8 protein-coding genes are annotated in these 12,611 nt (G+C 71.3%); 3 read left to right on the plus strand and 5 right to left on the minus strand.

Features of this window, described 5'->3' with window-relative positions:
* Window position 1: 1 nt before the first annotated feature.
* The 5 genes from IPH07_34425 to IPH07_34445 all read right to left on the minus strand — a co-directional run bounded on the left by IPH07_34425 (window position 2) and on the right by IPH07_34445 (window position 8,770).
* Entirely contained in the window at window positions 2-2,038 is a 2,037-nt protein-coding gene (locus tag IPH07_34425) for a hypothetical protein (protein ID MBK6922537.1), read from the minus strand.
* Window positions 1,996-2,790, minus strand: a complete 795-nt coding sequence (locus IPH07_34430; GenBank protein ID MBK6922538.1) for a hypothetical protein — start codon at window positions 2,788-2,790, stop codon at window positions 1,996-1,998. The genes IPH07_34425 and IPH07_34430 overlap by 43 nt, the downstream gene beginning before the upstream one ends.
* 27 nt (window positions 2,791-2,817) lie before the next feature.
* Entirely contained in the window at window positions 2,818-3,897 is a 1,080-nt protein-coding gene (locus IPH07_34435; GenBank protein MBK6922539.1) for a flavodoxin family protein, read from the minus strand.
* Between the two features lie 91 nt (window positions 3,898-3,988).
* A complete protein-coding gene (locus IPH07_34440; GenBank protein MBK6922540.1) occupies window positions 3,989-5,638 on the minus strand; it encodes a hypothetical protein in 1,650 nt (549 codons plus the stop codon).
* Window positions 5,639-5,860: 222 nt separating this feature from the next.
* Window positions 5,861-8,770, minus strand: a complete 2,910-nt coding sequence (locus tag IPH07_34445; GenBank protein ID MBK6922541.1) for a tetratricopeptide repeat protein — start codon at window positions 8,768-8,770, stop codon at window positions 5,861-5,863.
* 239 nt (window positions 8,771-9,009) lie between these two features.
* On the opposite strand from IPH07_34445, the gene IPH07_34450 reads away from it, so the two are divergent.
* The 3 genes from IPH07_34450 (at window position 9,010) to IPH07_34460 (ending at window position 12,601) form a co-directional block, all read left to right on the plus strand.
* On the plus strand, window positions 9,010-9,471 hold the full coding sequence (locus tag IPH07_34450; protein ID MBK6922542.1) for a VOC family protein: 462 nt from the start codon (window positions 9,010-9,012) through the stop codon (window positions 9,469-9,471).
* A gap of 82 nt (window positions 9,472-9,553) precedes the next feature.
* Complete coding sequence (locus tag IPH07_34455) at window positions 9,554-11,779, plus strand: hypothetical protein (protein ID MBK6922543.1); 2,226 nt, start codon at window positions 9,554-9,556, stop codon at window positions 11,777-11,779.
* 54 nt (window positions 11,780-11,833) lie between these two features.
* The gene (locus tag IPH07_34460; GenBank protein ID MBK6922544.1) at window positions 11,834-12,601 is read left to right on the plus strand and encodes a hypothetical protein; all 768 of its coding nucleotides are present in this window, start codon (window positions 11,834-11,836) and stop codon (window positions 12,599-12,601) included.
* Window positions 12,602-12,611: the final 10 nt, after the last annotated feature.

Raw genomic sequence — 12,611 nt, forward strand, 5'->3', positions numbered from 1 at the left:
GCTACGGCTCCTCGCTCGGCGGCGCGATCGCCCCGTGTCGGCGTGCGGACTCGATCTCGCGCTTCTTGGCGGCACCCATGCCGAGCTTGTCGAACACCCGCGCCTTGCGCTGGAGGATGTCGGCGCGCGAGCTGTCGGCGGCATCGCCGAAGGTCTCGGGGACCGCGTTGCAGCAGGCCAGCGCGCGATCGAACTCGACCACGGCGTCGACGCGACGCCCGGCCTTGGCGTGCGACTCGGCGATCCACGTGCGCGCGTACGCTTCGGCGAGGTGGTTGCGCATGTTGGCGTAGTACTTGGCCGCGATCGTGTAGCGCTCGATCGCTCGATCGCAGGCGCCGACCATGAAGTCGCAGTGACCGATGCCGGTCATGCCACTGGCCGCGAGCACGGCGTGGTCGTGCTCGACCGCGACCTCGACGCAGCGGGCGTACGCCTCCATCGCCTTGTCGAACGCGGCGCAGTGGTACAGCGCGCCGCCCATCCCGTACCACGCGCTGGCGATCTCGATCGGCTCCTCGGTCGCGTGCGCGAGCTCGAGGCTCTCGATCTGCAGGGCCATGCCGCGCTCGGGATCGCCATTGTGCATGCGATAGGCGGCCAGCGCCGAGAGGCACCGCAGTCGTTCGATGGTCGGCAGCTCAGGCTGGGCGAGCTTGTCGGTCAGGCCCTTCTCGATCACTGGACCGTCGATGCGAAAGTCGAGGGTTCGCATCACCGCGCGCAAGGGCGCGCCAGCGAGGCGCTCGACGCCGGTGGCAACGGCGCACACACGGACCTTCGCGCTCACCAGTACACGGGCGAGTCGCGCCAGCGAGGCGAGGAACTCCTGCTGCTCGCCCGGTGGCACCTCGTCGTCGATCGCAGCGGCGAGCACGACGATGAGCTCCTGCTCGGGGTCGAGCACGGTGCGTTGCACCCGGAGCAACAGCTGCGCGAAATGGACCTCGGCACCGTGGCGCCCGATCGGAGCGGCGATCTCCGCCAACAGTGCAGCGGTGCGATCACCTCGACCCACGCGCTCGGCGTGGGCGTGGACCTGGCGCACGACCGCCTCGGCGACGCGACCATAGAAGTGAATCGGCCGCCAGAACCTGACCTCCTCGGCATGGACGACCAGCGCGCGGTTGGCCAGCCCGGCCTCGATCAACGCCGAGACCAGCCACGCCTGCCCGCGGCGCGGCGCGTCATAGACCAGCATGCGCGGCAGCGGATCGATCATGGCGTGGCGGATCGTCGCGCCGATGGCCGCCGCGTCGCCCTGCCGCAGCGCGACCACGCGCGGCCGCGCGACCTCGACGTCGCGCACGATGCCCGCACTCGGCTCGACCATCAGCAGCAGCTTGAAGCGACCGCTCTCGGTCGCCTCGGTGATCCGGCCGAGCGTCGCTGCGAGCTCGAGCGAGCGCGCGTCCTCGCGATCGATCGACAGCACCATCACCACGCCCTCGACGAAGGGGTCGAACGCGAGCGCCGATTGCTCGGCGTACTCGGCCAGCAGCTGCTCGATCGTGCGACCGCGGGAGCCCGCACGCGGATCGAACGGTGGCGGCGGCTCGATCGTGATCTCGGCCGCGGCGGCCTCGCGCACGGCGGCATCGACTGCCGCGGCGATTGCCTCGCCGATCGCCGCGCAGTACGACGCGCCATCGACGAAGCGATCGTCCATCGCCGCCCACAGCCGCCGACCATCGTCGGCGAGCCCGGCGAGCAGCTTCGCCGCCGCGGCCCGCTGATCCGCTGCGGCGCGCAGCTCGAGCACCACCGCGTCGGGCTCGGCGAGGAACCCGTGGATGGCAGTGATGCGCGACTGCACGTACTCGGCGAGCGGCATGTTCGAAGGTAGACCGAAACGTAGCGCCGAGGATCCGAGGTGTCCACGTCGCCGCGGGGTCGTGCCGCGTCGTCGCGGACCCCCGTCGGATGGCTCGATCGCGCACGATCGGGCGCGCAGACGCGAATCCGCAGGGCAGCCCGCGCACTGCTGCTGCGCGATTAATTCTCGCGCGGGGCCGTACCGCTCGCGCCGTCGCGACAAGGCCACAGGCCCACGAGGTCGTCGCCGCGACGGTACATCCAGCGCATCACCTCGCGCACGACGAGGTCGTCGTCGTCCACGCGCTGACGAGCATACGCGGGGCCCTTGGGGTCGAGCGCCATGAATGCAAAGAACCGTTCCGAGCCCTCACCGCACGGTGCGTCGAGGCGATAGACATCGAGGGCATCGTCTTGCCGCTGCCCGACTCCGAACGCGCGGCGCAGCGGTGCGCAGGCCCGCGCGGCCTCGATCAGTCGGTTCATCTCGCGCTCGTGACTGTCGCCGTCGAGCAGCGGCACCTTGCTGCGCAGGGCCGCGGCACAGGGGTACTCCGCGCAATCGACCACCTCGAGCTCCGCGTCGATGCCGCAGGCCTCGAAGGCCTCGTCGACCGTCGCGGACCACTGCTCGGGCGACTCTATGCCGGTCGGCTCGGGGAACTCGTGGCGCACCGCAGCCCGCTCGCGGCGAGACTCGGCGAGCTCCGACTCGCACCAGCGTTGCCGCAGCTCGAGTTCCTCGCACGAGGCGTCACGCCCGAGCGGGCGCCCGACCGGCGCGCACACCAGCGATCGCAACGCGCGTGGAACCGGCTGCGCTTGCGCGGGCTCGGGCTCGTCGGGGGCCGAGGTCGGCGGGATCGCGTCGATGGGCGCAGGCCACACGCAGCGCCCAAGCGCGAATGCGGACCCCAGTGCGAGCACGCCGATCGCTGCGCGCAGTACAGACGACACGTGCGATGGCGTGGACACTGCTCGCGATTGTAGCGCGCCGGCACGTCACTTCGGGCGCGGCTCGGGCAGCGGCGCGTCGCCGGGCGGCCACCGACCCTCGCGCATCACCCTGACCGCACGGCACAGCGTGATCGCGGCGTTGTGGACCTCGGCCTCGACCGCATCGTCGAGTTCGAGATCGACATGGTTGGTCGCGTACGGCCGCAGGTAGCCGATGTAGCGGCCCACGGTCGCCTGCGGCCCGGCCGAGGTGAGGCCCAGGGTCGTGAGCCAGTCGACCAGCGACGAGGTCAGTCCGCGCACACCCTCGGCGTCGCCATGCACCACCACCGAGAAGGCGCGGCCCGCCAGGTGCTTGGGGTAGTCCCAGCCATCGAGCTCGACCTGCTTGGCGCGGCGAGGATCCTTGCCGCCGGTCAGCGTGGGATCGGGGTTGCCACCGTCGGCGCACACCAACCGATCGATCATCAGCTTGAGCACGCTGGGTGCCTGATACCAGTGCACGGGGGTGATGATCATGACCCCGTGCGCGGCGATCCACCGCTCGTAGATCTCCGCCATCCAGTCCTGCACCTGACCGAGACCGTGGTTGGGGTAGCACGAGCACGGCCAGTGACACAGCGGCATCGCAGTGGAGACGCAGCCCTTGCACGGGTGGATGTTGCGCCCGTACTCGGCGGTGATGCGGCCGAGATCGAGTACGTCGGTCTCCACGTCACCCGCCGTCGCGATGCTCTCGCGCGCGAGCTCCAGCAGGCGATGGCTCTTGGGCTGCTCGCCGGGGCAGGTCTGATCGTTGCGTGGCGAGCCGCTGATGAGCAGGATTCGTCGCGGGTGCGATCGGTCGCGCCAGCGCTCACCCGCCGCCTCGATGCGCTCGCGGGTCGCGAGCCAGTCGACCGAGAGCTCGTAGCTGGGATCGTGGTAGCCGGGCCCGGCCGCACGCGTGCGCGGGGCCTTGCGACCGGCCTCGTACGCTTCGTGGGCGACGCCGACGATGCGGTCGATCGCGTCGTCGACCGCACGAAACCCGGAATCGACGAAGCGCTCGCGGGCCCGCGCACGGAAGGCTTCCGCCGTCAGGTGCACGCTGGGCTGGCCCTTGCGTGGATCGATGTCGGCCATGCGGAGGTTCTCCGGGCACAGCATGCGATCCAGGCCGAGGGGCGCCACCTCGCGCGGGGCGCTCGCGCGAGCGGTGGGCGCGAACGCGACGTCAGCAGCCGCCCAGGCCCGCGATCGCCGGCGCGTTGGGGTAGTTCGCCTTCGCCTCGCAGCCGCGTGCGCTCCGCAGCGACCGCAGCGGCTCGCGCCCGGCGGATTGGTCGGCCTTGAAGCGCGCCTCGACCATCGCGCCGAGCCCATCGTTGTCGGTGACGCACATGCCGCTGCCATCGGCACCACAGGCCTCGTCGCCGAGCTTGCCCGCGGCGAGCGCCTCGGCGAGCGCCTGCAGCGAGGCCTCGTCGGCCTTCGCGAGCGCGATGAACTTGCCCGCCGTTGGCGACGCCAGCGGAATCGAAGCCGGCAGGTCGGTGCCACCGATGCCGAAGTCGTCCTTGTGCACGGTGAGGATCTCATCGAGCAGCGGCACGAAGAGCTCGGAGTTCTTGGCGCCGGTGAAGCTCTTGGCCTTCACGCGCGGCAGCGCGTTGTGCCAAAGCCCGCAGCGGAACGACGACAGCGTCGGCGTGGTCCAGTCCAGCGCCCGCACCCGCATGACCTGGTCGGCCGTCAGCGCGCGCACCGACAGCAGCTGCTTCTCGTACGCGATCGTCGCCGCGCCGCGGGTCGGCATCATCGTGAGCGGATCGTTCGTGGCGGCCGGCGAGAAGCGCATGACCTTGTCCTGCCACCAATCCCACGGCCAGCCGGTCCCCATCAGCTGGAAGTAGACCGATGCGAGCCCCTCGTCGATGGTCGCATTGGTGGAGATGAGGCCGCTCTTGCCGTCCTCGGTGACGTACGTGAGCTGCTCGTCGCAGAACAGCGGCCGCAGCAGCGACATCGCCTCATCGACGTTGGCGGGGTTGCGACGCAGCCGCAGACGCGCCGTGGCGATGCGCTGCGTGTACGCCGAGCGGATGGTCTGCTCGAGCCGCGCGGCCGACTTGCGGAAGCTCGAACCCACGCCCGCCAGCTGCTTGAAGTGCGGCGCCGCTGCCGTCTTGTCGGGCACGTGGTGCTCGAAGCTCACCGGCTCCGCGAACCAGTGCTGCCAGGGCGCCGACAGCTCGTTCATGATCGGCGTCATCGGCATCTTCAGGCCCTCGATGTGCTCGGGCTGCTCGTGGCACTCCCGACAGTCCGACGGCGCGACCTGCAGCGCGACCGCGGTGTCGCTGCCCTCGACCGGGGTGCCCTTGTAGAAGCGATACTGGAACGCCGCCGAGTCCCACGCGAACATCTCGATGGTTCGGACATCGACGTCGACGCCATCGGCGTCGGCAAACGACAGCGCGAAGAAGGCGAGATCGGCCTTGGTGCGATCATCGGAGCACACCGTGTTGACCACGCGGGGGAACGCACCGCCGCCATCGGCCACGAGATCGTCGGAGATCACGTAGCTGTCGATGGTGGTCTCGGCGCAGCCCTGCTGCTTCGCGATGCCCTTCAACAGGTCGAGATACCCGACCTCGAACTGGCCCTCCTCGTCGACCTGCGTGCGCAGGAAGGTCGCGATGGGGTCCTGGAAGCCCGCGAGCTGCTCGGCGACCGGGCCGTTCGCGTCGCACTTGCCGTCGACACACGCCGCACCATCGTCGCCGTCCTCCTCGCCCTCCTCCGCGCAGCCGGGCAGCAGGCTTGCCAGCGCGAGCGCGAGACCCAACTCGAGGGGGGAACGGCGGCGAGACGTCGCAGACATGGCTCGCGCTAGTAGTGCGGGATCGCGGCCGGCCGTTCGCGACGATCGCCCGCGAAGGGGCATTTGGAGTGGAAACCCGTCACGCCGCAGGCGAAGGCGCGACCGCCCGTGCGGCGCCACGCCGTCTGGTTCGCGCGCGCCTGCGCGGGCAATCTCACGGTCTTTGCGGCGGGGCCGATCACGTCGGTACGCGACCGCTCAGGGCGACGCGACGATCGGTCGTCACGGCCGCACGAGCGTCGCGAGCCACGCGTCGATCTCGGCGCGCTCGGGCGCGGCCGGATCGTAGAGCGCTTGCGCGGCACGGGCGAGCTCGTCCACGTCGGATCGCGAGCCGCCGCTGGCCCAGGTCGCCTCGGCGAGTCGGCGGCGTGCGGTCGCGCGCTGATCGGCCGACGCACCGCCGCGATCGAGACGCTCCTGCGCCTCACGAGCCGTGGCAAGGGCCGCGTCGGCGTCGCCCAGCTGCAGCTGCGCGGTGCACAGATCGAGCAGGACCGCGCCGAGGTCGGGATGATCGGGCTGCGTCTTTGCCAGCAAAGTCCGAGCGCGCTCGAAATGGGCGAGCGCCGCGGCCGGGCGCCCGAACGCGAGCTCGTCGTTGCCCAGGCCCACGAGGATGGGCGGCAGCAAGGTGTGCGCGGGGCCCAGCTTCTCCTCGATGATCGCGAGCGCCCGCCGGTGATGTGCGAGCGCGTCGTCGAGGCGACCCAACGCTCGTTCGGCGTCGCCGAGGTTGCCGAGGGCGTTGGCCAGCTCGGGATGGTCCGGCCCGAGCGCGCGCTCGAAGATCGCCACGGCGCGCTCGAGCTGCCGCGCGGCGTCGGCCGGCCGCTTCGCACTGCGCGTGACGACGCCCAGATTGGTGAGGCTCTGCGCAACGCGGGGATGATCGGGCCCGAAGGCGGCCTCGTTGACCGCGAGCACGCGCGCCATCAATGCGGCAGCCTGCTCGAGATCGCCGCGACGCCAGTACACCTCGGCCTCGTTCGACAGCGCGTTGGCGACGTCAGGGTGATCCTCGCCGAAGGTGGCGACGAAGATCGCTCGCGCCTGCTCGTAGCTCGCGAGCGCATCGTCGAGGCGGCCGAGATCGACGAGCGTGGTGCCGAGGTTGTTGAGCGACAACGCCACGTCGGGGTGCTCGGGACCAAGCCGCTCGCGGAGGATCGCGAGTGCACGCGTGTGATGGGCGAGCGCATCGTCGAGGCGGCCGAGATCGCGGGCCATCACGCCGAGCTCGTTGTGCATCCGCGCACCGCGGAGGTCACCCTCCTCGCCGAGTCGCTCGACCAGCGACTCGGCCCAGCGCGCCCACAGCTGGCCTTCGGCGGGCCGCACCAGTCGCAGCGCGACGACCACCGCGAGGCGGCGCGCCGCATCGGCCGCCTCGGCATCCTCGCCCAGCTCGACGGCGGCGAGCACCGCCTGGGTCAGCTCGCGCTCGGCATCCTCGTGACGGCCGACCCTCTCGAGCAGTGCCCCGACACGCGCGCGGCTGCGGACGATGAGCGCCGGATCACCGTGCGCCTCGGCGTCGGCGAGCAAGCCCTCGGCCATCGCGAGCGCGGGTTCGGCACGGCCTGCCGCCTGCAGCGCATCGACGCGGACGAGCTGCCGTTCGATCGCGAGATCGCTCGCATCGCGCTCGGCCGGGGCATGACGAACCACCCAACCGACGTCCTGGCAGCGCTCGACCGGGGGCAGCTCGGCCGCGAGCAGCAGTGCCTTGCCGACGAACTTCCGGTCGGCCTCACGCGCGACCTCGAGAAGCGCCGCGAGCGACTCGGCCTCGAGGTCCAGACAGTCGCGCATTCCGGCGACGATCGCAGGGGGCTGCGTGCCGTCCAGCCCCGCACGGCACGCATCGACGCGCGCGGCGGACCAGCGTGCGGCATAGTCGTCGATGGCGGGCGAGAACTTCGCGATCGTCGGGGTCGCAAACGGCACCTCGGTGGTGCGCATCGCGGTCTCGACCTCGGCACGGATGCGATCGTCCCAGTGCTCGTCGATGGCATCGCCCTCGCGATCGCAACCTGCGAGCGCGCGCACGTGGGCGATCCGCCACGCCGCCGCGCCGCCGCCGGCGAGCGCGAGCAACCCACCCACCGCCAACCAACGTCGACGGCGCTGTCGCGGATCGCGGGCGAGGGCAGCGAGCAGCGCATCGAGATCTTCGAAGCGGTCGGCCGGCGCCAGGGCAAGCCCGCGATCGAGCACCCGGCGTACGAACGTGGGAACGCCAGTCGCGAGCTTCGGTTCGACACGTCGGCCCGAGAGCACCGCGGCCGCCAGTTCGGGCAGCGAACGCGCGGCGAACGGACGACTGCCGTACACGCCCTCCCACAGCGCCACGCAGAAGCTGAACTGATCCGAGCGGGGATCGATCGGCATGCTCTGGAACTGCTCGGGGGACATATACGCTGGCGTACCCACCGTCGTGCCGGTGCGCGTCAGATCGGTGGCGAGCGCGTCGGTGCGCGGCCGCGGCCCGTCGCTCGTGATCTCGTCGACGTGCTGCACCCGCACGAGCCCGAAGTCCATGACGAGCACGCGACCGTCGTCGCCGACCATCACGTTGTCGGGCTTGAAGTCGCGATGCACGAGCCCCTTGCGATGCGCGGCCGCGAGTCCGCGTCCGGCCTGCATCATGACGGCGATCACCTCGCTCCACGTGCGCGGACTCGCCTGCAGCCACTGCCGGAGCGTCACGCCCTGCACCAGCTCCATCGCGAGAAACACCTGGCCCTCGTGCGTGCCGACGTCATGCACGGCGATGACATTGGGGTGGCTCACCCGCGCCATCGCCTGGGCCTCGCGCAGCAGTCGATCGTCGACGCCGGGGCTGGCGGCCGCCTGGTCCTCGTCGCCGAAGAGCCGATGCATGAGCCGCCCCAGCACGCGGGCCTCGCCGAGCTCCGCATGCAGTCGATGCAGCAGTTTGAGCGCGACCCGGCGGTCGAGCTCGGGATCGTACGCCGCATAGACGGTCCCCATGCCGCCCGCACCGAGCCGATCGAGCACCACGTAGCGACCGATCGTCTGGCCGCGCGCGAAGCCCTCGCCGCGTGGGCGGGCACCGGTGCCGTCGGCCGGCCCCGAGCCTTTGGTCGTCTCGGTCTCGCCGCTCACATGCTTCCGCCCGCTTCGCGCTGCCCGCTGGCTGTCGTCGGGCGCTCGGCAACCTGTGCGGGACGCCGGTCGCTCGAGCGTACCAGGGTTGTACGCGGCCGCGGCACCAACCCCACCGCGCCGCCGCTCCCCACGGCGCATCGCACGGATCGGCTCGCGCCATCGAGCCACGCATGGACGCGACGCGGAGCGACGCGGCCGGCTTCGGGTAACATCGCCGCCCCGAGGGAGAGCCGACGATGCGCAAGGTGACGCCGTTTCTGATGTTCGACGACCAGCTCGAAGCCGCGATGGCGTTCTACACCGCCACGTTCCCGGACTCCGAGATCAAGAACGTCGCGCGCACCGGCGCAGATGGGCCGGTCAGTTCCGCGGAGTTCGTCGTCGGTGGTCAGGCGTTCATGGGCTACAACGGCGGGCCGTACTTTTCGTTCTCGGAGGGTTTCTCGCTGTACGTCGACTGCGAGGACCAGGCCGAGGTCGATGCGTACTGGAACAAGCTCGTCGAGGCCGGCGCCACGCCGACCCAGTGTGGTTGGATCAAGGACCCGTTCGGCGTCACCTGGCAGATCGTGCCGCGGCGCTTCACCGAGCTCATCCGCGACGCAGACCGGAAGAAGGTCAAGGCCGTAATGGACGCGATGTTGACCATGGTGAAGCTCGACGTCGCGGCGCTCGAGCGCGCCTACGACGAGGCGTAGCCCGCCGCACCGAACCGGCCTCGATGACGTGGGTCACCCTTCATCCGGGAACCCGCGGGCGCGCCGGTGGTCGTTGGTCCCGATGCGACTGGGTGCTGGCCTGCTCCTCGTGCTCACGAGCTGCTCCGCGGTCGCGTCGCCGAGCTCGCCCGACGACGTGCCGACGGCGGACGCCGACGTGCTCGCAGTGGGCAGCACCTACGCGAGCGCAGGATTCCCGGAGACCGCCGGTCGACCTTGGGTGGTGCGCGTGGAGCAGGTGCCCGGGCGCGCGAGCGCCTGTGTCGAAGGGATCCTGGTGCGATCGAGCTTGGGGGACGAGCTGTTGTTGACCCCGAATCTCGAGGTCGACTGGGAACCCAGCCTGCCGGCACGGGTGCCGCCGTGGCTGCGCACCGCCTCGCCGGTGGGGACGGACGAAGCCTTCGATCCGGTGCCCCGCGTGGCGCGTGCGGGGCGTGCACGCGAGGACGTGACGATCCACGAGGTGCGACTCGATGCGACGGCGGAGCTCTCGGCGCCCCTGCGCGGTGCAACGCCGGCGTGGACGCTCCTCGGTTGCGGCGGTGAACCGCCCGGCGGCGCCTACCGGCCGCTGGTGCTGGCGGCGTGGGCCATGGCCGCGGGGCAGCGGCAGCTGGCCGCCGACCTCGAGCGCACCAGCACAATCGACGCGCGTCGGGGATTCGCCGACCACCTCGCCACGCAGGTGGCCATCGAGGCCGCATCGGCGTTCGCATCGTTCGCGCCGCGGCCGTACGTCATCGGGCGGCTCGCGCGGGTCGTCGCGTTGGCGCCACGATCCTCGGCGGCGAAGTGGGCGAGCGACATGGCGGCGCGAATCGGCCACGATCCTCGTCCGGACGGTACTGGTCTGCAGGCGGACGCGGCGTTGCTGGCGGACGATCACGGATCAGGCGTGATCGGCCCCGAGCTGCGTTCTCCGTTCGCCGAGCTGACGCGTGCGCGATGGCGAGGACTGCCCTGGCTCGTGGCTCGGCTCGGTGACGCGACGCCCACGCGCGATGCGTATTTCTCGGATGGGGGGCGGATCCCGCGGTTTCGCACGGTCGGAGAGAAAGCACACCAGGCGATCGAGCGAATCGCCGGCCGGCGATTCGCCGACCGCGACGCGATCGTCGCGTGGTGGAAGGTCGCCGAGGCCCGCGGCGAGCGGCGCACGTGGTTCGCCGACTTCGCCGATGCCGCGGGCGTCGAGACCTGCATGCTGGCCGAACGCATCGTAGTCACGGCCGCACCGGCCGCGCTGCAGGCCGACGTCGACGCGCTGCTCGCCCTGCAGCCGCAATCACGGGCATCCACCCTCGCGTGCGTGCTCGTGTCGCTGCCCGAGTACGTGCGGATCGACGCGCCCGCCCGGACGGGCCCCTCCGTCGCGCTGCTGCAGCGCAGCCTCGACGATCCCGATCCGCAGCTGGTCGCGCGTGCGGCCGAGGTGTTGCTGGAGATCGACCCGGTCCGCGCCGCGCGTTCGGTGGTCGAACCATTGCGACGCACGCAGCCGTCCGAGTGGAACGACGAATGGTCGGTGGACGCACTGGTCTACGATCTGCTGCGTGCCGACCCGAGTGCCGGTGGCGACGCGGTGGTGGGGTTCTTGGCCGATCGCGAGGGCGAGTGGTTCGAGGCCGCGGTGCAGGGCCTGTCGGAGTGCCTCGACGACGACTGCCTGCCCACGCGGCCCCGGACGCGCCGCCGCGCCGCTGCGGTGCTGCACGCCGAGGCCGCACGCACGAGCAACCTCGCGAGCTGGGACGATCGCGTGTATCGAGCCGCGCATCTGCTCGCCACGGGCCGCCGGCTCGCCCCGTCGGAGACCTTGCTGGCCGGGCTGCGGCGCGCGCTGCCCGAGCTGCGCCGAAGGGGGCTGAGCGTCGGAATCGAGCCGCGCGTGCTGCAGCCGACCGCCGCGGCCACGAGCGACGAGGTGGCACGCGTGGTGTTCGTCGATGCATCCGCGGGCGCCGAGGTCGAGGCCCTGCGTTCGTTGCCGGGCGCAGCCTTCGACCCGGTGCGGTTCTCCGACGCGCTCATGCGTTGGGTGGGCACCCGCGGCCGCGCGACCGCGGTGATCGAACGCCACCCCGAAGGCGGGATCTCCATCTATCTCGAGCGGCGCTGCGACGACGAGCAGACCGGCGTGATGGTTCGCGTCGACGGTCTCGGCGCGGGCTGCGGTACGCTGGAGTGCTTGCCCGATCTGGTGCGCGAGCGCGTCCTTCGACGACCCACCCGCGAAGCGATCGTCTGCGTGGTGACCGACGATCCCACGCAAGGCGTGGACTAGCTCTGCCGCTCGTGCCCATGCTCGAGCGAGCTCGGCGATCCGCGTGGACGTTGCGTGATCGCATGTGACGGGCGCCAGCGTCCGTCAATTCGATTGAAGGCCGAGCGTCGCGCCGACGTAGGTGCATCGAGGCGCCGTCCGCATGGTCTTCCGCTGCACCACGAGCGCACGCATCGCGTGGCCCCTGGGCGGGGCGTCGCGATGACGCGGCGGCGTGCCGATCCCAGTGCCCTGGTCCGAGCGGGTGCCGATCGCTCCGACGCCCCCGCACCTGCGGCGCCCGCCCGCCTGCAGTCCACCGTCACCTCGTTCGGGACCGTCGCCCTCTCCCGCGGCGAGGTGCTCGCCCGGCTCGCTCCGCCGGAGCCCGAGCCGCGGGTGCTCTTCGCCGAGCGCTACGACCTGCGCATCACGGAGTCGGGCGCGCGGGCGAGTCGCGATCGCAACGGATTGTTCTTCGCCAAGGCCGCGGTCGAGATCGATCTCGTCGCCATCGACGACATGCACACGAGCGTCGCCATCCGCGCGGTCCGCCGCTGGGGCCCCGTCGAGATCGCCGTCGTCGTCGTGCCGCTGCTGGTACTCGTTCTCGAGGCGTTGATCACGATGCCGCTCGCCTCGGGGTACATGCTGCGCGCGTTCGCCCTGTTCACGCTGTTGGCCACCGGCGCCCGGCGGTACCGGGCGTGGGTCGAGCGCACACGACTGGAGCGCGAGATCCGTGCGCGTCTCGCCGCCTTCGTGGTGCCGGACCAGCCGCTCGAGCTGCCGTACCGCAAGGGCGCCGCGCAGCTGCCCGAAGGCGAACGCTCGCCACAGTGACGGGGCGTCG

Source organism: Deltaproteobacteria bacterium, assembly GCA_016709225.1.
In the GTDB taxonomy this organism is placed as follows: domain Bacteria; phylum Myxococcota_A; class Polyangia; order Nannocystales; family Nannocystaceae; genus Xiheibacterium; species Xiheibacterium phototrophicum.

Bases quoted from the DNA above. Each gene is read 5' to 3' on its own strand.
- IPH07_34455 (MBK6922543.1), top strand. From the start codon at position 9,554: ATGCGACTGGGTGCTGGCCTGCTCCTCGTGCTCACGAGCTGCTCCGCG.
- IPH07_34450 (MBK6922542.1), top strand. From the start codon at position 9,010: ATGCGCAAGGTGACGCCGTTTCTGATGTTCGACGACCAGCTCGAAGCC.
- IPH07_34435 (MBK6922539.1), bottom strand. From the start codon at position 3,897: ATGGCCGACATCGATCCACGCAAGGGCCAGCCCAGCGTGCACCTGACG.
- IPH07_34440 (MBK6922540.1), bottom strand. From the start codon at position 5,638: ATGTCTGCGACGTCTCGCCGCCGTTCCCCCCTCGAGTTGGGTCTCGCG.